General features: G+C 57.1%; 16 protein-coding genes. 10 read left to right on the top strand and 6 right to left on the bottom strand.

Annotation, left to right across the window (positions count from 1 at the left end; translation table 11 throughout):
- Window positions 1-44 precede the first annotated feature (44 nt).
- Window positions 45-863: an energy transducer TonB gene (locus MTX78_RS19085; RefSeq protein WP_243797491.1), complete on the bottom strand. Its 819-nt coding sequence runs from the start codon at window positions 861-863 to the stop codon at window positions 45-47.
- Between the two features lie 112 nt (window positions 864-975).
- On the opposite strand from MTX78_RS19085, the gene MTX78_RS19080 reads away from it, so the two are divergent.
- The 8 genes from MTX78_RS19080 to MTX78_RS19045 all read left to right on the top strand — a co-directional run bounded on the left by MTX78_RS19080 (window position 976) and on the right by MTX78_RS19045 (window position 13655).
- Window positions 976-1434: a RidA family protein gene (locus MTX78_RS19080; RefSeq protein ID WP_243797489.1), complete on the top strand. Its 459-nt coding sequence runs from the start codon at window positions 976-978 to the stop codon at window positions 1432-1434.
- Between the two features lie 219 nt (window positions 1435-1653).
- Window positions 1654-3873: a TonB-dependent receptor gene (locus MTX78_RS19075; RefSeq protein ID WP_243797487.1), complete on the top strand. Its 2220-nt coding sequence runs from the start codon at window positions 1654-1656 to the stop codon at window positions 3871-3873.
- Window positions 3874-3987: 114 nt separating this feature from the next.
- Window positions 3988-5910 carry a MutS-related protein gene (locus MTX78_RS19070; RefSeq protein ID WP_243797486.1) on the top strand — a complete coding sequence of 641 codons (1923 nt, stop codon included), beginning with the start codon at window positions 3988-3990 and terminating at the stop codon, window positions 5908-5910.
- A gap of 155 nt (window positions 5911-6065) precedes the next feature.
- Window positions 6066-7034 (top strand): bestrophin family protein, encoded by a 969-nt coding sequence (locus MTX78_RS19065; protein ID WP_243797484.1) that lies wholly within the window; start codon window positions 6066-6068, stop codon window positions 7032-7034.
- A 242-nt stretch (window positions 7035-7276) separates the two neighbouring features.
- Entirely contained in the window at window positions 7277-8845 is a 1569-nt protein-coding gene (locus MTX78_RS19060) for an FAD-dependent oxidoreductase (RefSeq protein WP_243797483.1), read from the top strand.
- 171 nt (window positions 8846-9016) lie between these two features.
- Window positions 9017-9892 (top strand): cyanophycinase, encoded by an 876-nt coding sequence (locus MTX78_RS19055; RefSeq protein ID WP_243797481.1) that lies wholly within the window; start codon window positions 9017-9019, stop codon window positions 9890-9892.
- 258 nt (window positions 9893-10150) lie between these two features.
- Window positions 10151-12295, top strand: coding sequence for an FUSC family membrane protein (locus tag MTX78_RS19050; RefSeq protein WP_243797479.1), 2145 nt, complete (start codon window positions 10151-10153; stop codon window positions 12293-12295).
- Between the two features lie 79 nt (window positions 12296-12374).
- Window positions 12375-13655 (top strand): MFS transporter, encoded by a 1281-nt coding sequence (locus tag MTX78_RS19045; RefSeq protein ID WP_243797478.1) that lies wholly within the window; start codon window positions 12375-12377, stop codon window positions 13653-13655.
- A gap of 285 nt (window positions 13656-13940) precedes the next feature.
- Here MTX78_RS19045 and MTX78_RS19040 read toward each other — a convergent pair whose 3' ends face one another.
- From MTX78_RS19040 to MTX78_RS19020, 5 genes are all read right to left on the bottom strand, one after another.
- Window positions 13941-14384 carry a hypothetical protein gene (locus tag MTX78_RS19040; protein WP_243797476.1) on the bottom strand — a complete coding sequence of 148 codons (444 nt, stop codon included), beginning with the start codon at window positions 14382-14384 and terminating at the stop codon, window positions 13941-13943.
- 28 nt (window positions 14385-14412) lie between these two features.
- Window positions 14413-14628 carry a hypothetical protein gene (locus tag MTX78_RS19035; RefSeq protein WP_243797475.1) on the bottom strand — a complete coding sequence of 72 codons (216 nt, stop codon included), beginning with the start codon at window positions 14626-14628 and terminating at the stop codon, window positions 14413-14415.
- Window positions 14619-15101, bottom strand: a complete 483-nt coding sequence (locus MTX78_RS19030) for a hypothetical protein (protein WP_243797473.1) — start codon at window positions 15099-15101, stop codon at window positions 14619-14621. Before MTX78_RS19030 ends, MTX78_RS19035 begins: the two co-directional genes overlap by 10 nt.
- A 62-nt stretch (window positions 15102-15163) precedes the next feature.
- Window positions 15164-15340, bottom strand: coding sequence for a hypothetical protein (locus MTX78_RS19025; protein WP_243797471.1), 177 nt, complete (start codon window positions 15338-15340; stop codon window positions 15164-15166).
- A 646-nt stretch (window positions 15341-15986) separates the two neighbouring features.
- Complete coding sequence (locus MTX78_RS19020; protein ID WP_243797470.1) at window positions 15987-16739, bottom strand: hypothetical protein; 753 nt, start codon at window positions 16737-16739, stop codon at window positions 15987-15989.
- 473 nt (window positions 16740-17212) lie between these two features.
- Here MTX78_RS19020 and MTX78_RS19015 point away from each other — a divergent pair, with 473 nt between their 5' ends.
- Together MTX78_RS19015 and MTX78_RS19010 are read left to right on the top strand one after the other, a co-directional pair.
- The gene (locus tag MTX78_RS19015; protein ID WP_243797468.1) at window positions 17213-19048 is read left to right on the top strand and encodes a type VI secretion system Vgr family protein; all 1836 of its coding nucleotides are present in this window, start codon (window positions 17213-17215) and stop codon (window positions 19046-19048) included.
- 11 nt (window positions 19049-19059) lie between these two features.
- Entirely contained in the window at window positions 19060-19899 is an 840-nt protein-coding gene (locus MTX78_RS19010) for a hypothetical protein (protein ID WP_243797466.1), read from the top strand.
- The last annotated feature ends 26 nt before the right edge of the window (window positions 19900-19925 follow it).

The following is a 19925-nucleotide window of genomic DNA, read 5'->3' as shown; positions in this document are numbered from 1 at the left end:
CGATCCTCGTCTGTCTTTGCTGACGAACGAGGCCAACATTTACTTTATAGCTGAAATAAAACAGGCAAAACCATTTTTTGCTTTAATGCCTGGCCTTGATAGGTAGCAGGAGTCCATTTGGGCGCCATTTTGATGAGGCGCAACGCTTCCTGGTCTAACCCGGAGCCGAGCGGTTTCACTACTTTGGCATCCGTTAGGGAGCCGTCTTTCTGAATGATGAATTCCACCATCACGCGGCCTTCTATTTTGCGCTGCCGGGCCAGGGTGGGGTACTGTTGGTTTTTCTGAATCCACTCGAAAAAGGCCTCCGTGCCCCCAACCGGGCGGGCCGGCTGATCGGGCGCAATAATGGTAGCTCCCGACTTGGAAACGTTGGCGGGTTTGGACGGGGCACCAGCCGTTGCGTCGGGCTCGGTTTGGGGGGCCGCCCCGCCAGCGCCCAGCGGCACCTGGAAGGAAACGGGGATGCTAACCCGCTGCCGCACCTTTTGGCCTTTGTGTTGCGCCGGAGTCCACTTGGGGCCGCCTTTGATCAGGCGAATGGCTTCGGCGTCCAGCAGCGGATCAACTGGCTTGCTGGCGGCTACGTTGGAGATGACACCGGTTTTCTCGACTACAAACGTGACTTCCACCGTGCCGGTGGCGCCACGCTGCAAGGCAGCAGTGGGGTATTGCTGGTTGTCGGCTAGGTACTGCCCGTACGCTTCCACCCCCCCAACCGGCACGGCGGGCTGCCCTACGGCATCATAAATCTGTTCGGGTTCAGGCTTTGGGTATTTCAACTTCTGCTGAGCGAAGGAGGGAGTGGCCATCGGCAAAGCCAGCACCAGGGCAAGAGCAACACGACGGAAAAGAGAATCCATGGAGAGAGACAAAGGATGAAGTAGATTCCGGAATATAACTCAACAACCGCACCAGCGCGTGTGCCGGTTCAGTAGCTCGCGCCCAACTCTGAAAAACGGCTAGTTTTGGCACATGGCACCTGACACTACTTCCGCCGACGGCGCATCAGCCGCTTCCACCGCGCACAATTCCAGCCGTGCCCCCGAGCCGGTCGGGCTCTACCCGCACGCACGCCGGGTAGGCAACTTGCTGTTTTTGTCTGGTGTGGGGCCGCGCCAACGCGGCGAAAAGGCGGTGCCTGGCGTGGAGCAGGATGCAGCCGGCACCATCTTGCGCTACGACTTTGAAAGGCAGTGCCACGCCGTGTTTCAAAACGTGCGCTACATTCTGGAAGAAGCCGGAGCCCGCTGGGAAGACCTGGTGGACGTAACGGTGTATCTGACCAACATGAAAGACGACTTTGCCACCTACAATCGTCTCTACGCCGAATATTTCCAAAACAACCAGCCCTGCCGCACCACGGTGGAGGTCAATTGCCTGCCCACGCCCATTGCCATCGAGCTGAAGTGCATAGCAGCCCTGGCTGGCTAAGCGCACCCGCCAGAAGAAAAGGCAGCGCGTGTCGTCGCGTCTAACCCCGTAGTTGAGGTAGCAAAGCCATGCATTTTTGCGTGGGCGGTGGTGCATGAAAGGCGCCTGGACAGCGAATGAAGTATTCGCTGGATAGAATTTGCAACTGCTTGCGCTGATTGGGTACTTTCCTGCTGAATACAGCTTATTTTTGAATCTGTCCTATTCAACCCGTATTGCATGAAGCACACTATACTCTTCTCTTCTTCTTTCCTATTTATCAGTTTCGCTGCCACCGCTCAACTTGCCGATACCACGCGCATTGTCGGGCTGAACGAAGTGGTAGTATCCGCTAACCGCATCCAGGGCGAGCGGAAGGCCGATTTGCCGCAGCAGGTAGACGTACTAAGCGCGCGTCAGATCAGCTTGCTGAACCCGGCCACTACGGCCGACGCGCTACTGAATTCCGGCTGGGTGTTCGTGCAGAAGTCGCAGCTGGGCGGCGGTTCGCCGGTGCTGCGCGGTTTCGAGGCCAACAAGGTGCTGCTGGTAGTGGATGGAGTTCGGCTCAACAACGCCATTTACCGCGCAGGACACCTGCAGAACATCCTGACCGTGGATGCCAACGCTCTGGACCGCATGGAAATATTGAGCGGCGCCGGCGCCGTCATGTACGGCTCCGACGCGCTGGGCGGAGTTATTAGCCTCTATACCAAGCAGCCGCGGCTAGCCGACAGTACCAGCACTGGGGTGCAGGCACATACCAGCAACCTGCTGCGCTACGCCACGGCCGCCCGCGAAAAAACCGCCCACACCGACTTTACGCTCGGCTGGCGTCGGTGGGCCACCTTCACCAGCGTCACGGCCACCGACTTCGACGACCTGCGCAAGGGCCGCAACGGCTTCGACGACTACCCAGGCTTTGGGGAAGTGAAAGAATACGTGGAACGGCAGAATGGCAAGGACGTGGTAGTGCCCAACCAGCACGTCAACCGGCAGAAATTCACGGGCTACAGCCAGTTGGATGTGGTGCAGAAGGTGCTGTTTCAACCCAGAGCCGGCCAGCGCCACCTGCTGAACCTGCAGCTTTCCACCACCACCGACATACCGCGCTTCGACCGGCTTCAAACCTACCGCAATGGCGCCCTGCGCTATGCCGAGTGGGAATATGGCCCCCAGAAGCGCCTGATGGCCAGCTACCAGCTGGAATTGACGCGCCCCCACGTTCTTTATGATGTGCTGCGCCTAACGCCAGCCGTGCAGGACGTGGAGGAAAGCCGCTTGGTGCGGGACTTCGGCAAAGATGTCCGCCAGGAAAACACCGAGAAAGTGCGCGTGCTCAGTGCCAACCTCGATTTGTTTAAGGAACTCAAGCAGCACGAGTTGCGCTACGGGGCCGAAGTAACGCGCAACAAAGTGCACAGCATCGGGGAAGGAGTGAATGTGGCAACGGGGGCCGTAGCGCCCATTGTTACCCGCTACCCCAACGGCTCCACCTACGCCACCGCTGGCGTGTACGCGGCGCACCGTTGGGAAATTACCGACCGTCTTATTCTTTCAGACGGGCTGCGCTTCAGCAACGTGCAAGTGGAAGCCGCCTTCGACCGGAAGTTTTTCGATTCGCCCTACAACGCCATCAAGCAGAATTCGTCGTCGTTGGATGGCAACGTGGGGCTGGTGGCCATGCTGCCGGCCGGGCTGCGCCTGAGTGGGCTGGTAGCTACGGGCTTCCGCAACCCGAACGTGGATGACTTGAGCCGCACCTTCGAGCAAACTGCTGGCACTGGGCAAGCCATTGGCACGCTCATTATTCCCAACCCAGGCTTGAAACCAGAGCGGGTGGTGAACTACGAAATGGAGCTTTCCGAAACCATTGAAAACCGCTTGCTGGTTTCCCTGACGGGCTTCTACACCACCCTGCGCAATGCCCTAGTGGTGCGTCCCTTCGCCACGCCCACCGGCCAGACTACCACAGAATTCAACGGCCAAACCTACCAAACCCTGGCAACGGTGAACACCGGCGAAGCCCGCATTCATGGTATTTCCAGCCGCGCCCAACTCGGGTTACCCGCTCACCTGCGCCTCGATGGCACCCTCACCTACACCCAGGGCCGAGACCAGAGTGCCGACGTGCCCCTCGACCACATTTCGCCGCTGTACGGGCGTGGGGCGCTTACGTATCAGCATCGGGGGCTATTGGCTGAGGGGTCGGTGCTATTCAATGGCCGCAAAACAGTAGCACAATATAGCCCCAGTGGCGAGGACAACCTGCCGCAAGCCACTCCCGCCGGGGCGCTGGGCTGGTACACGCTCAACCTGCGCACCAGCTACCAAGTCACGCCACGCTGGGCAGTTCAGGCGGGGTTAGAGAATATTCTGGACACCAACTACCGGGTTTTCGCATCTGGTATTAGTGCCCCCGGCCGCAACTTGTTCCTGAGCATTCGGTTCGAGCGGTAGGCGAGTAGCCGCCACACAAAGCGCCCCCTATTACGAGCACGTAGCTGTTCGTAGTAGGGGGCGTTTGGCATAGCAACCGGACTGTGCTGGTAGATTTACGCACCGGGCAAGAGCGTGGGTGCGTACCTTCGTAGCTCCACCGATGTAGTTGCCGTGCCTGTTTCCGCTGCTGTCCGTCCGCTGACTATTACGCCTTTCGAGGTCTTCACTGAAAACCTGGCCACCCATCTGGCCCGCGAAAACTACTTTGCCGGGCGCCACCAATTGGGTGGCTGGCTGCGGCTGCTGCTGTTTGCCGGCGGCGCGGCTGGGGCCTGGTGGTTGTTTTCCAATGGACACATTGCGCCAGGAGTGGCCCTGTTGCTGGCCGTGTGGCTGCTGTTTTCCATCTTGGTGCGCTGGCATGCCGGCGTGAGCTACCAGCGCGAGCATCACCGGCTGCTGGCCCAAATCAATCAGCACGAACTCGACCGGTTGGCCGGCCAGCTAGCCGCCTTCGACCCTGGCCTTCGCTACCTTGATACCCAACACCCGTACGCCGCCGACCTTGATGTATTTGGCAGCCACTCGTTGTTTCAGTTGCTTAACCGCGCCACCACCCGCCTCGGCCACGACTGGCTGGCCGGGTGGCTGCTGGCTCCCGCTACACCTACCGAGGTGGTAGCGCGCCAGCAGGCCACCACCGAACTAGCGCCCGACGTAACCTGGCTGCAAGAGTGGCAGGCCCGCGCCCGGCATTTTCCGCGCCAGCAAGCCGACCCCCGCGAGTTTAGCGCCTGGCTGGCCCGCCCCGATTTTTTCGCGGGCAAGCCCTGGCTGAAACCCGTGTTGGTGCTGTTGCCGCTGCTTGTGATGGGCAGCATAGTGGCCTGGCTGCTCGATTACGGGTATTATGCGCTGGTAGTGGTGCAGCTGCTGGTGGGGTTGGTAAATGGCCGCCTGGCCGCCGTGCGCAACGAATATGCCGAGCAGGCCACCGCCATGCGCGACGCCCTCCGAGCCACCCAGGCGCAGTTGGCCTTGTTTGAGCAACACCCCGACCGGAGCTGGCAGGCGCCCCGGCTGCGGCAGTTACAAGCCACTTTGCAGGCCGCCAGCCACGGAGCCGCCGCCACCAAACGCCTGGGGCAGCTTTCCAGCGTAGCGGGGTTGTTCCGAGGGCGCGAGCATCCGTTGGGGTCGTTGCTGCTGAATAGCTTACTGCTCTGGGATATGCACGCCGTTTGGCAATTAGAGCGCTGGAAGCGTGGCCTCGGCCCCGAACTAACCACGGTGTTGGAAGTGCAAGCAGAGTTGGAAGCCCTGGTGAGTTTGGCTAGCTGGCAGTTCGCCAACCCCGACTACACCACCCCGGAGCTAAGTGCCGAGCCATTGGAAGTGACGGCCGAAACGCTCGGACATCCGCTTATTTTCAGCACAACACGCATCACCAACGACTTCCACACCACCGGCTTTGCCCAGACGGTGGTCGTGACGGGCTCGAATATGGCGGGCAAAAGCACGTTTCTGCGCACGCTGGGCCTGAACATGGTGCTGGCCCTGGCAGGCGGGGTGGTGTGTGCCCGCCGTTTACGGCTGAGTCCGGCGCAGGTGTTCACGGCCATGCGCACCCAAGACAACCTCGCCGAAAGCACGTCTTCGTTCTACGCCGAGCTCAAGCGTTTGCGTCTGCTGCTCGACTTGAGCGGCGCCACGCCGGCGCCTACCCCTCCGCCTGCTGCCAGCCAGGAGCCCCTTCCGGTGTTCTATCTGCTAGATGAAATTCTGAAAGGCACCAACTCCCTGGACCGCCACCGGGGAGCCCGGGCCTTGTTGCGGCAGTTGCACCAGCGGCGCGCGGCCGGCCTGGTGAGCACCCACGATCTGGAATTGGCGGCACTGGAAGAAGAGTGGCCCGGGCAAGTCCGCAACTTCAGCTTCAACAGCACCTTCTCCAACGGGCAAATCCACTTCGACTACCACCTGACGCCCGGTGCTTGCCGCTCGTTCAACGCCAGCCAGCTCATGCAGCTCATGGGCATTGAAATCGAAGAATAAGCAATCAAGTAGAGCACATGGGGCAAAGAAATATCAGAAACTCTGGTACAAAATGTAATTGTCCACGGCTTTCCTAAGTTGTTTGCATAGGTGCTTCCTTCGCTTGGTTGCTTTCTCGGTAGTATTCCGCTACACCTTCACTTAGTTACGCTCTTATGTACGTTCGCAGTAATCTACGCTGGCCTGTCATCTGGAAGTATGCCTGGAAAGGAGTGCTGATCTTCACGATTTACTCGTCGTTGATCTGCTTCTTTTACAGTGAAATGGATCAACACTGGCTTTCAATTCCGTGGCAGCCGGTTTCCACGCTCGGTATTGCCGTATCGTTCTACATCGGCTTCAAAAACAACGGCTCCTATGACCGATACTGGGAGGGGCGGCAGCTCTGGGGCGGTATCGTGAACTACAGCCGCACCTGGTCGATTCAGGCGCTGGAATACGTGACCTCCGTGGTGGATGCGCCCGGCGTGGACGCACCGGCGGCTTCGCTCTCGGAACTGTCGATGCGGCACCGGCGGCTGATCTATCGTCAGATAGCGTGGTGCAATGCCGTGCGTCTACACCTGCGCCGTCAAAACGACCAGTGGGACCAGCAAGTAGGCCCTTTTCTCGATCCGGCCGAATCGGTGGCTATGCAGCGCAAGCAGAACCCGCCGGCGCATCTGCTGCGCCAGCAAGCCGCCGATTTGCGCGTGCTGCGCGAAGAGCGGGGCCTGCTCAACGACTTCCAGCACGTGAACATGATGCAGAGCCTGGAGCAGCTCTACAATTTGCAAGGCGGCTGTGAGCGAATTAAGAATACGCCGTTTCCGCGTCAGTACGCCTTTTTTAGCTTCGTGTTTGTGTGGCTGTTTGCCGCCTTGCTGCCGCTGGGCCTGATTGCGGAATTCGAGAAGATGGGGCCCACGCACCTCTGGCTTACCGTGCCTTTTTCGGTGTTGGTGTCCTGGGTGTTCAACACCATTGAGATAGTGGGGCACACCAGTGAAAACCCGTTTGAAAACGAAATGAACGACGTGCCCATGACGGCTATCTGCCGCAGCATCGAAATCGACCTGCGCGAGATGATCGGGGAAACTCATCTGCCACCCAAACTGGCTCCCGTAGAAGACGTTCTTTACTAGGGTAAGTGAACTGCGGGCAGTAAGATGCCTCAACTTGCAAAGGCCCCCCGTGCTTCGCTAGCCGAAGCACGGGGTCTTTTTGCTAACTGCCTCCATACTACCTAGCGAAATAAGTAGCTCTACTGCGTTAATATCTCGCTGAAGGTCAAGGAAGTTATCGAGCTGTTCCGCTAAGCTCGTCGTTAACTCAGATCTGTGAGTGGGCGTAGAGGAAAGGGAGGTATCTAATTCCTTTCTGTTCTATGGCTTCCGTAAATCCTACCCGTACGTCCGGCGTCACCCAAACGTCGTGGTTTCCCACCGCAGATTCCCTGCCTACTTTTTCCAAACTCACAGAGTCTATTGCGGCCGATGTGGTAGTGGTCGGAGCAGGTATTGCGGGACTAACTACAGCCTACTTATTGGGCCGCGAAGGCCAGAAAGTAGTGGTGCTGGAAGACGGTGAAATAGCCTCTGGCGAATCGGGCCGCACAACGGCGCATCTTTCATTTGCCCTCGATGATCGGTATACCACGCTAGAGCAGCTGTTCGGGAAAGAAGGAGCCCGCCTCGCGGCCGACAGTCATCGGAGCGCCGTGGATACAATTGAGGAGATAGTGCAGCGCGAAAAGATAGACTGCGACTTCGAACGCCTCAACGGCTACCTCTACCTGCCCAAAGACGGCAAAGTAAAAGAGCTGGACCAAGAGTTGGAAGCCGCCCACCGCGCCGGCCTCACCGACGTGCAGCGCCTGCCCGACGCCGGAGCCCAAGGGTTTACTACCGGCGAGTGCCTAGTATTCCCCAACCAAGGACAGTTTCATATTCTGAAATACTTGAGCGGGTTGGCCGAAGCCATTACGCGCCAGGGCGGCCAGATTTTCACCAACACCCACGCCTCCGAAGTGAAAGGCGGCAGCAATGCCGGCGTAACGACCACTGAGGGCTGCGAGGTAACGGCCAACGCCGTAGTAATTGCCACCAACACGCCCTTCAACGACCGGGTAGTGATGCACACCAAGCAGCACCCCTACCGCACCTACGTAATCGGGGCCCGCGTGCCGAAAGGCTCGGTCACGACGGCGCTGTACTGGGACACGGCCGACCCATACCACTACATCCGACTGCAAAAAGTAGACGCTGGCCCCCGCGGCGGCCAAACCGACTATGACCTGCTGCTAGTGGGCGGCGAAGACCACAAAACCGGCCAGGAGCCCAATCCCGAAGACCATTTGCAGTGCTTGGAAGACTGGACACGCGAAAACTTCCCGTCCGTAAAAAGCATCGACTACCGGTGGTCGGGGCAGGTGATGGAGCCAGTGGATGGGCTAGCGTATGCCGGCCGTAACCCCCTCGATGACGATAATGTGTACATCATCACCGGCGACTCAGGCCACGGCATGACCCACGGCACGCTCGGCCCCATCATTATCACCGACCTGATACTGGGCCGTGAAAACCCGTGGGCGAAGCTCTATGACCCGGGCCGCGTGACCGTGAAACTGGAATCAATCAAAGAATACGTCACCGAGAACCTCAACGTAGCGGCCGAATACACCGAGCTGCTGACCGGCGGCGACGTAAGCAAGGTGGAAGACGTAGCGCCCGGCACTGGTGCTGTAATAGGCCGTGGCCCGCTGAAGGTAGCCGTGTACCGAGACCCCAAAGGAGAAGTTCATGAGTGCTCGGCGGTTTGTCCGCACCTGCATTGCATTGTGCACTGGAACTCGCTGGAAACCAGCTGGGACTGCCCATGCCACGGCTCCCGCTTTGATGCGTACGGTAAGCTACTCGCCGGTCCTGCCAATGAAGACCTAGCAAAAGTCGAGTAGGGCTGGGCAGTATACCAGTTAGTTCTTACCAAGTAGCTAGTTATCAACAAATGACATGTTGATAAGTGATTGTGTATCGCGCTGTTTGGTGCTTTTATAGTAACGTAATTCTTTTCTTCAAGCTCAACAGCTGAGCTTGCCATTTCGTGTACCCTTTTTTTTGCTTCACATATGCCTGCCTCCAAAAAGAAAAACGCCCCTGCCTCTCATGAGTCTTCCTGTCCGCATCCGCTTGGAACGCTGATTTCCATTGGAGGGCACGAGCGAAAAGATATGCGGGACGAGGCCGGCGACATGGCCGATGATACCATTTTGCGCCGCGTAGTGAATGAGATAGGGGAGAAGGGCACTATTCTGGTGCTGCCAATAGCCTCCGAAGAACCCGAGGAAGCGGCAGCAGACTACGTGCAAGTATTTAAAGACTTGGGCTGCACTCGAGTGCAGGTACTGGATATTCGGCGGCGAGAAGATGTGGATACCGAGGAAAGCATGAAAATGCTGAACGAAGCGGGGGGCGTCATGTTCACGGGCGGCGACCAACTACGGTTAACCGTACTCCTTGGCGGCACGGCTTTCCAACGGCGCCTGAAAGAGCGCTACACCCAAGAGCACTTCGTAATTGCCGGAACCAGCGCCGGAGCCGCGGCCATGTCGACGCCCATGATTTATCAGGGACGCAACAACGCCGGCATGCTCAAAGACGAAATCCACATCACCACTGGGCTAGAGTTTCTGCACAACGTAGCCATCGACACCCACTTTGTTGCGCGCGGCCGGATTGTGCGAATGGCGCAAATTATTGCTACCAATCCGTCGTGCATCGGGCTGGGGCTGGAAGAGGATACGGCAGTAGTTGTTACGCAGGGCCGGGAGCTGGAGGTGATTGGCAGCGGGTTGGTGGTAGTGCTTGATGGCATGGGCGTCACGCAAACCAATATCCACGAAGTGGACCCCGGCAAGCCCTTTTCCATCCGCGACCTGCGCATGCACTTGCTTAGCAGCGGCGAGCGGTACACACTGCCCATCATGGAACAAATGCACGTGTAGCGCTCGGCGCGTATCACCAAGAGCTGTTCCGTAGGGCAGGTGCTGCAACAGCAGTGGCATGCCGAGCACAGCAGTAGCGCCCACCCGTGTGTGCAATTCTGGTGGCTGGTATACGCCAAATATTGTCTGGGTTCAAGCCCACATGCTAAGCGCCGTTTGGGACAGAATATGAGAAAGGAACGTGAGGGTGTTTGGTTTTTGCGCTAGCTTGGCGGTACACGTCGTATACACGACCTGAACCGGCAGCCCGCTGCACCAATGAACGAACATACCCGCAAGCTTCAATACTTCTTTTTCAGTCAGGATTTCTCGGATGGCTTGCGCATTACGGTGGCCGTGCTGCTGCCGGGAGTGCTCTTAGGGTGGCTCGGCAAGCTGGAAATTGGCCTCGACATGGCGCTGGGGGCACTATGCGTCAGCATTGCCGACTCCCCGGGGCCGGTGCTGCACAAGCGCAACGGCATGCTGGCAGTATTGGTGTTGCTGCCGATAGTAGCCGTGCTGACGGGGCTGGTGCAGCCTTACCTGTGGCTGCTGGGGCTGGAAGTTGTGGGCTTGAGCTTCCTGTTTACCTTGTTTCTGGTGTATGGCGCCCGATCCGGGGCGGTGGGCACTGGCGCGTTGCTGCTGGTTATCCTGATGATGGACCGGTCGTTTGCGTTGCCACAACTGCTTCGGTATGCGGGTCTTGTTACGCTTGGTGGCGCATGGTACACGGCGGTCAGCTTGCTTACTCGCCACATTCGGCCTTACCGCTCGGCCCAGCAGGCTCTTGGGGAGTGCATCCGGGCAGTAGCGGAGTTTCTGCGCCTGAAAGCAGAGTTCTACCGCACCGGCACCAACCTGGAAAACGACTACCGGCGCCTGATGACCCAGCAAGTGACGGTGAGCGAAAAGCAGGATGCGGTACGTGAATTGCTCTTTAAGACCCGCCAAACCATGAAAGAATCGACGGGCACTGGGCGAAGGTTGGTGCTCACCTTCGTGGATTTGATGGACCTGTACGAGCACATCACCGTCACGTACTACGACTACGCGGCCATCCATGCCCGCTTCGAGGCCTCCGGTGTGCTCGATGCGGTAGCGAGGCTGGTAGAGCAAATGGCAACCGAGCTGGAAAGTATTGGCTTTGCCATTCAAGCCAACTACAGCCACACGGCCAGGGGCCAGCTCACTGCCAGCCTAGAGCAGCTAAAAGCCCGTATTGATGCGCTGGAAGACCCCTCGCAGCCGGGCCATACGCTGGTGCTCAAAAAAATCTTGGTGAACCTGCGCAACCTGAGCCAGCGCCTCCAGGATATTCTGGCCTATTTCGATGCCAACTCCACCCCCGACAGCCGAGAATTGGAATTCGGACGGTTTGTGTCGCACCAGAGCTTTGCGTTGGAAGAGCTACGCGGGCACCTCACGCTTAGCTCGAGCGTTTTCCGGCACGCCGTGCGCATGACGGTAGCGTGTCTGGTGGGGTTTGTGGTGGCCAAAGTGCTGTTGCCGGGGCACCACAGCTACTGGATTCTGATGACTATCACCTACATGCTCAAGCCGGCGTTCAGCTTAACCAAAGAGCGCAACATCCATCGGGTGCTGGGCACGCTGGCCGGCGGGGTGCTAGGTGGGGTGGTGTTGTGGCTGGTACCCGACCGTATGGTGTTGGTGGGCCTGCTGTTTGTGTTTATGCTGATTTCCTTCAGCTTCACCCGTACCCACTACATCGTGGCCGTTAGCTTCATGACGCCCTTTGTCCTGATCTTGTTCAGCTTCATGGGCCTGGATTTTCTGCAGGTGGTGGAAGAGCGAATCTTGGACACGGTGCTCGGCTGTCTCATTGCTTTTGCGGCCAGCTACTTGTTGTTTCCGCGCTGGGAATCCGACCAACTCCAAGACTACATGACGGCCGTGCTGCGCGCCAACCTCCGTTACCTGCAAACCCTCACCGAAACCCTGACTGGCTCGGCCGTGGCGGAAGTGGATTACAAGCTGGCGCGCAAAGAAGTGTATGTTAGTTCGGCCAACCTGGCGGCAGCGTTTCAGCGCATGATGTCGGAGCCGAGCGGCAAGCAGCACCGCCCCACCGAAGTGCACGAGTTTGTGGTTTTAAACCACATTCTCTCCTCAAATGTAGCCTCTATCTCCTCTGCCTTACTCACGCAAGACAAACAGCTGCCGCAAGCAGGTACCAGCGTGCTGCGCCCCGTGCGCCAGGCCCAGCAAGCCCTGCACCGCAGCCTGCGCCGCCTCGATATCACCGAGCCCGAGTTGCCTGCCGCCTCCGCTGATGCCACTCCGGCGCCCCCGCGCCCCGAAGCCGCCGTTCCCCCCGATCCGCAGCTCACCGAGCAGCTAGACTTCATCCAGAAAGTAAGCAGCGACATTGGGAAAGTGACCGAGGAAGTTTTGACGTAAGCACAAGAAGTTTCGGCGGCTTCGCTGTTAGACAAAGCGCCCCGCATCCCGCTTTTTCCACCGTCCTTATTCTGGCTCTGTGCGTCATCTTGTGCTCCGCGAAAGTGCCGGTCTGCGGTACTTCACGTTCTTCTATCTGTATGTGATGCAAGGCATCCCGGCAGGCTTCGGCATGACGGCCGTGGTCAACTACCTGATTGGAAAAAACCTGAATGCGGCCACCGTGGCCACGTTCTCGGCAATTGTGGGGCTGCCCTGGGCGCTGCAGTTTGTGTGGGGTCCGTTTATTGACAAGTATCAGGAGTCCGTCATTGGGCAACGCAAGCAATGGGTGGTACTCACGCAGCTGGTAGCCGCGCTGGCCTCGCTGGTGCTGCTGTTCGTAACCAACCCCGTACAGCAGCTGCCCTTGCTGAAACTGGCTTTCGTGGTGCACAGCGTATTTGCGTCGGTTCAGGATGCCAGCGTGGATGCCATTGCTATTTCAGTGGTGCCCGAAGCGGAGCGGGGGCGGGTGAATGCCTTTATGCGGGGCGGCTTTCTGCTGGGCATCTCGGCCGGAGCGGCTGGCCTGTCGTGGCTGTTGCACCGCTACGGCTTCTTCGAGGCGGCGCTGGCGCAGTCGGGCGCGCTACTAGGGTTCACGGTCCTCACGTTTTTCATCCGCCTCGACCGTACCGACCAGCTGCTACCTCGCTTCGGTGGCCCGCAAGCACCCCGCCGCCACAACGACAACCCGCCCCTGAAATGGTTGTTTCAGGAGTTGCTTCGGGCCATTATGGAGCCCCGTACGTTGCGGCTCTTCCTGGTTATTGCGGTGGCGTATCTGTGCCTAGGCATGTTTGGCTGGGCCTATTCCTACCACCTTATTCAGGTGCTGCACTGGCCCGATGGCGACGTCTCGGTTCTGCAGGGTGGCTGGGGCACGTTGGCCACGCTCGTGCTGGTACTAGCCGGTGGCACCCTCGCCGACCGGGTAGGGGCGGCGCGACTCCAACGCCGGGTGTTGCTCGGATTAGGTTCTTTCTTGTTGGTGTTCTGCAGCTTGAGTTTCTTCTGGCACTATCCGGCGGTGGCCACCGTGGGGCTGCTGGTCTGGAACCTTGCCGACCCCAGTTTGAGCGTAGCAGCGCTACCCTTGCTCATGGCCTTATGCCAACCACGCATCGAAGGCTCCCAATTCACCACCTACATGGCCCTCGTCAACTTATGCGGCGTAAGCGGGGCCTACTTCACCGGTTGGCTGCTTCAAGTGCTATCTGTACCCGTACTCGGTCTGCTGTGCAGCGTTGTCGTGCTCGGCTTGGTCTGGCTGCTACGCCCACCGAAACGCGAGGCAGTTGAGCCGGCAGCCGGGTAGCGGTGATATTGGCTAGCAACCCAACCAAGAAGTGCTCAGAGTAAAGCAATAGCACGGCTGCCTTGTGAATATGGATAAGAGGAAAGCTTGCCATATACTGTTGCGCAAGCGCTTTCAGAAGTATTCATACAAGATGGCACTGATGACAACAGAAGTGAACGCACCTCAGAAGCAAGCGCGACCAAGCAGCATGATTATTTTCAAAAGCCACTGTGGCGTCCCACGGCGTTGTCGAGTTGGCCGCCCAGATCCAAAGCGTAGTCGGCTGGTGTCGCGGATTGCTAGCTAGTCCGAGGCCTTTCGGGCGTACCATTTTCCTGCAACCGGCGCAAAGTCAGTGTAGAAGTACTTATCCAGGTGGGCGGGCGCATTAACGTACACCAAATCAGCTGCCATGAGGCCGCGCTTCTCAAACCCGACAAACACATTGCCGTCACTATCGGCGCGGAGGCTCTGAGCTTGATACCGCAAAAACGCCGCCGTCAACTGCCTGATTTGGGGCTGGGTTATTCGGGGCACGCAGCCGTTCGGAAACTCGTGCTTGACCTGTTGCACCTGCCGCGTTGTGGTGGACACCGTGATGAACGTGAGTGGGGCTTCGCCTGGGCAAGTGGTGGCCAGTTGGCCATCTGCCAGCACTATGACCGTATTCCCAGCGGCGTCGGAGCCACGAATGAACAGTGACACCTCTCGAAACGGAGTGAAGTTGTCGTGGGCATGGTGTTCCAAGAATGCCCGTTGCCGATCCGGAGCCGAATTACAACTGCTTAGGCCAGCGGCGGCGAGCCAAGCAACAACAAGAGGAGCGAACAGTACCTGCTTCATAGGGCGAAAGAGTTGCCAATTCTGCTACCAGCGTTTTGAGTAGCGACCCCAAATCCAATGCATAGTCGGTGAGGCCATAAATCAGAATAGCAGCGCCAGCCACCGGAATCCATACCGACGCGGTGCCCGCTAGTAATTTTACAACCAAGCAGCAAGTTTACCGTGCAAGCCCAAGCAAATGAAAATGAATGTAAAAGCCCCCCAGAAGCAAGTGTGGCCGAGCAGTCCCCAGGCCCGCCGCTGAGCCGGTGGGTAGTTTTCGAGGGCGTCCACAGTACCCCAAGCCCGCAAGCGGTGCTCCACGACCGGCCGCAGGTAGCGGTAGGTCAGCCAAGTAACTAGCAATACGCTGGCCACACTCAAACTCGCAGGTAGACTACGCCACCGCAGCAGCAGGTATAGCGCGGTGTAGAGAGCCACGGCTTGCGAGGCAACCACAAAGTGTACAAAGGGGAAGACCCGCTCGCCCCGCACGTGGGCCGCGTTGACCTGCACCGAAGCCGCGTAGCAGGCCAGCAGATAAGCGCGCCCTAGCCCACCGGCGGGCTGGGCGCTGCGTAGGCGCCAGAACGCCCAGCCGGCCAGCAACCAAGGCCAACCTAGCAGCAATAAGAAGGCCACTAGGAAGCCAGTCTCTGGCCCTGATAGCCCTGCCACGGCTGCTACTAAAAGCAGTGTTGCTATCATCGTCCCATGCCCATTTTCTCCCAGACTTCCTTGAACTGGGAACTGCGCCCCACAGAGTTGCCGAGTTGGTCGCCTAAATCGTAGGAGAAGTGGCCAGCTCCATAAATCAGGATAACAGCGCCAGCCGCCGGAATCCACACCGGCGCTGTGCCTCCAGCAAGCAAAATTCCCATTTTTGGCTAGTAGCTCAGCGAGTGGCTTTGCCGAAAAAGCAGTACGGCATAAATAAGTACAAGCACACCTAGTGACATGGTGCAACTGATCAGGGTATAGATTGCACGTCTGCCACGTGGTAATTCGCGGTACACCTGCGCTAAACCGGCGGTACGGAATTGTTGATGAAAAGCGGGCCGGACTACTTTATAAAAAAAGTAAAGTACCCCTCCAAAGCCGATAAGTTGGTAGCCAAATGGTACACTACGGTAGAACAAAAAAAAGAACAACGTCAGATACAGATGCATGCATTGCCATACGATGAAAAAATCTGACACAATGAATGCGCGCTCGTTCTCAACATTGCTAAGTTGTACGGCCGCGCTATAATTGATTAATAGATATAGGTTTAAAGGATTTTTCATTACATAGGTTAAACATTACATGGAGCGAACAGAAGTAGTAAAGGCTCACTACTAGTACCCGCAGACAGTAGCTGCACATGGCTTTTCGAGCCTTTCAGCCCGTCCTGCGGAACTAGAGTTAGATCTGGGCTGCCGCTCTCCCGCTTCGCTGCATTCATCAGAAGTTATTTTAGCGGAAGGCTGCTTCGGCCAGCCCAGCGGGACGTTGCTTTTGGTATTATCAACACACCCTATTCGATTCCTACTTTTTCCAAAAGTTAGTGCGCCGGCCAAATGATTCGTCGAGTTTACCACCTAAGTCAAAACTATAGTCAGCCAACCCATAAATCAGAATAACAGCGCCAGCAATAGGTACCCATACTGGTGCTGTACCAGCCGCTGCTATTGTAACGAGCATACCTGTAACCGTTACAGCCAATATTCCACCGTCAACAATTGTGTGGGCATTCCACTTATCATTGCTCACTTCATAAATGATTTTTGCGCCCGAAAGCCCTACGCCTGCGTACCCCAACTTAGTGCCAAACTTCGAGCTAAAGTTAGCCGCTCCTTCCGTTGCATTTAGCAGTTTGCTGCCGCCTGCTAGCACACGGGAAGGAGCCAGCACTCGGCTGCCAGCCATGCGGTTGAACTTCTGCACACTTAGCAGCAAAGCATTGCCGATGCGCGCCTTGGAGGCATGGGTTAGCGCATTAGCTTCTAGTACGCTAGTAGCGCCTCCATAGTGTTTGCCGCCGACATCCAAGGGCACACCCACGTATTTCTCTGTCGCAGTAAGGGGCTGGGGTGGCTGCGTCGGCCCAACCAATGTAGGCGCCGGCGTGCCTGTGGGGCGCATAAAAGTGGTTAATGGACCCGCTGGTCTGTCCCAGGGAAGAGGTTGATTTTCGACCGCCCGGTGCGGCCGGGGCTGGACGTGCGTGGCATCGGCTGGCATGCCGTAGCGCTTGTGCATAGCATAGGTGTCAGCCGTGTCGGGCAACACTATTTCCATACCGGTAATGCGGAAAGAGCGGCCGTCAGCTGTTTGGAGCGTCTTTCCTAAAAGCTCTTTTGCGCCTGCAATCTGACCGGGAAAGGCACGGGTTTTACCCAAAAGCGCTAAAATCGGGTTTTGCCCCAAAACCAACGTTTTGGCCCGCGAACCAAGCACTCGTTCTGGCGTTGTGTTGTCTTGAACGGCCCCATGACGGACCGTAAGATGCGCCGTATATTGCGTTCGGGCGCTCGAGTTACGTGCTTGAGGAGGCTGGCCACTTAAGCAGGCGGCGTGTTTAGAGCGAGAACTGCTGGCGTAAGTTGGCATAGAGCGATAAGGCGAATGTTATGTATTTAGGTAAGATACAAAATTGACCACAGCCTGTTCAACTCGACAAGGCGTAATACCTAATTAACGAGTAAGCCAAGGTGAACATAGCATAAAGTTTTCTACCTTGGTCTGCTACCACACTATATTATTATCATCCTATGGCTCGTCAGGTCACAGCAACTGTGCAGTGCGCTGGAACTCCTCTAGCTCCAGCTCCCGATATCCAGCACCTTGTGTTGCACCAGGATTTATTTGGTCACCATCACTTCGAGATAGCCGTGCCCTTTGACAACGTTGAGGGGCCGCAGGAAGCTTTCTTCTCGAAGGCCCACAAGCGGCTACTTGGGCAGCCGCTAAACATGGAATTGACGGCTGACGCGTTCCATTTCAATCAAGGGCAGGTGTTCAAGTTTAAGGGCTTAGTTACCAACATTGCTACCAGCAAGGACACTGACTACGTTGGCAGTATTATCGTGCGCGGCTACAGCCCCAACTATCTTCTAACAGACGGTCTGAAGAGGCGCACTTTCGTTAAGCAAACGTTGAGCAGCATTTTTAGCAAGGTATTGCAGGTATACCCAGGCAACATGCTCAAGCACAGCATCAAGCCAGTACATACTGCCCCCATTGCCTTCGTAGCCCAATACGATGAAACGAACTTCGACTTTTTGAGTCGCCTAGCTACGGAGTATGGCGAGTGGTTTTACTATGACGGCGAAACCCTGCAATTAGGAGCCCCAGCTGCCGGCACCGAACAGGATTTTATAGCCGACGGTGTTTACAATAGCTTCACCTTTGGCATGGCCCTCAGACCGGCCAAGGTGAAAATGTACGAGTATAGCTATCAGAAAAACGAGAAGTTCAAAAGCTCAACGAGCAGCCAACAGGTGCCCGGTATTTCTGGTCACCCTTTTGGCAGCTTTGCGCTCGAACAATCAGAAAAGCTGTTTACCGACGAACTGCATATCTCGGCCGAAATGCTGATTGCCAGCGCTAGTGAGCTGGATGAAGAAGCTAAAATGCTCAAGGCCAATACAGCGGCTGAGTTGATCACCTTTGAGGGGCATAGCGACAATCCAGCCTTACGAGTAGGAGGCGTTATTAACGTAAGCGGGGAGGGTCTGGGCAGTCGTCACATCACGGCTGAGAGTTTCGGCAAGTACCGTATCATCAGTATTTCGCACTATCTCGACGCAGAAGGCAATTACAGCAATTCGTTCACGGCTATTCCGCATTTCCTGAATGTGCCCCCCGTGCGCCCCGGCTACAACCCGCCAGCTGGCACGCCTGAGCTAGCCGAAGTTATAGACGACGCCGACCCTCAGAAGCTAGGGCGTTTGCGCGTACGCTACCATTGGCCTGTAAGCACGCCTGCAGATGCCGAAACGGACTGGATCCGGCTACTCACTCCCTACAGTGGCGACGGTAAAGGACAATTGTTCAAGCCTGAAGTTGGCTCGCAGGTGCTAGTGGGCTATCAAAACGGGCTAGCTGAGCAGCCCTTTGTGCTGGGCAACATGTTCCACGCCAACAACAAGCAAGGCGCCAAGTACTCCCCTGATGGCAACCTGATGAAAGGCCTACAAACGGCCGGCGGCAACAAGTTCGTGATGCAGGACAAGCAGGGCGAGCAGAGCATCAACATCTCCAACTCCAACAACAAAGGCACCTCGCTGAACATCAATTTCAACGGCGACGGTAGCGTGAGCATCAGCACCAACGGCCCCATCAACCTCACCGCCGGCGGCGACATCACACTCACGGCCAAAAAGGATATTACGCTCACGGCCGAAAACGTGACTATCAATGCCAAAACCAAAATCACGAAAACGGCCAAGGAAATAGCCATGACCGGCAGCGATAAGGTGGATATGAAAGGCAAGGCTACCACCATCCAGGCCGACAACACCATGAAAATTGCAGCCTCGTCTTCGTTGGACGTGAATGGGGGCAGCAAGGCCAGCATCAGCTCCGGCAAAACCAAGATTCACTAAAACCCGCCGCTATGTCCTTGCCGTTGGCAATGGGGGCCTTAGCGGCCCCGCGTACGTACAGACTCACCACCACCTCACACATGCGTATGAATGAGGCCGAAGAACATAACGTGTACCATACGGTGGCCCGCCAGACGCTGCTGGAACGCAAACCCAATAACACGTACCGCTTGGCTATTGAGGTGCTTAGCTTCGAAGCTGAAAAACCTTCGTTCTTTACTGCTTTGGCTGCTGATTTAAATCAGGTCAGTAACTCGCTCATTATTCAGACCGACATCTATGGGCGGCTGGAGCGGATTGACAATAAAGCCGAGATGCTGAAAACCTGGCAGCGCATTAAGTCAGGAGTGGTTAAAAAATACGCCAAGCAATATTCCAAAGCTTTCTTCGACGCTTTCGAACGAAATATTCAGGTAGACGGCGTCTTTGAGAAGACACTTCGCCATAAGGGAGTACATGGCGTGTTGCTGCCCGGCCTGTACGGGTACGGCTATACCCCCGAAGCGCCGGTAACTACCCGCCGTGTGCTAGAGCAATTCATCAATCAGGTGGATCTGCCCCTGCTTATGACGACTACTGCTCAGCATGCTAGCTCAACGGACAACGACCTAGATCTACAGGTGACGGGCGCCCTCAACGAAGCAGCCTTCCGCGACGACGACTTGCTTCGTTTATTCCGAGCAATGGCTGATAACCCCCAACTGAAGGTGACACTTTCGGCAGCCAGCACTGAGAGCTACCGGCTGGATAGCCTCACGGGCTGGCTTCGTACGGCTAAGCAACATCTACTGGCAGAAGTGCCTGGCATTTACCGCAACGAAACGCAGCATGAGTTGCAGACTGTCGACTAGCTGAAAGGCACAATAAGCCTTCGTGT

The organism is Hymenobacter tibetensis (assembly GCF_022827545.1).
Taxonomy (GTDB): Bacteria; Bacteroidota; Bacteroidia; order Cytophagales; family Hymenobacteraceae; genus Hymenobacter; species Hymenobacter tibetensis.
This window is presented reverse-complemented; position numbering and strand designations above follow the sequence as displayed.

Coding starts and splice junctions, on each gene's coding strand:
- MTX78_RS19075 (WP_243797487.1), top strand. CDS start 1,654: ATGAAGCACACTATACTCTTCTCTTCTTCTTTCCTATTTATCAGTTTC.
- MTX78_RS19020 (WP_243797470.1), bottom strand. CDS start 16,739: ATGGAAATAGTGTTGCCCGACACGGCTGACACCTATGCTATGCACAAG.
- MTX78_RS19080 (WP_243797489.1), top strand. CDS start 976: ATGGCACCTGACACTACTTCCGCCGACGGCGCATCAGCCGCTTCCACC.
- MTX78_RS19050 (WP_243797479.1), top strand. CDS start 10,151: ATGAACGAACATACCCGCAAGCTTCAATACTTCTTTTTCAGTCAGGAT.
- MTX78_RS19015 (WP_243797468.1), top strand. CDS start 17,213: ATGGCTCGTCAGGTCACAGCAACTGTGCAGTGCGCTGGAACTCCTCTA.
- MTX78_RS19060 (WP_243797483.1), top strand. CDS start 7,277: ATGGCTTCCGTAAATCCTACCCGTACGTCCGGCGTCACCCAAACGTCG.
- MTX78_RS19010 (WP_243797466.1), top strand. CDS start 19,060: ATGTCCTTGCCGTTGGCAATGGGGGCCTTAGCGGCCCCGCGTACGTAC.
- MTX78_RS19025 (WP_243797471.1), bottom strand. CDS start 15,340: ATGGGAATTTTGCTTGCTGGAGGCACAGCGCCGGTGTGGATTCCGGCG.
- MTX78_RS19055 (WP_243797481.1), top strand. CDS start 9,017: ATGCCTGCCTCCAAAAAGAAAAACGCCCCTGCCTCTCATGAGTCTTCC.
- MTX78_RS19065 (WP_243797484.1), top strand. CDS start 6,066: ATGTACGTTCGCAGTAATCTACGCTGGCCTGTCATCTGGAAGTATGCC.
- MTX78_RS19085 (WP_243797491.1), bottom strand. CDS start 863: ATGGATTCTCTTTTCCGTCGTGTTGCTCTTGCCCTGGTGCTGGCTTTG.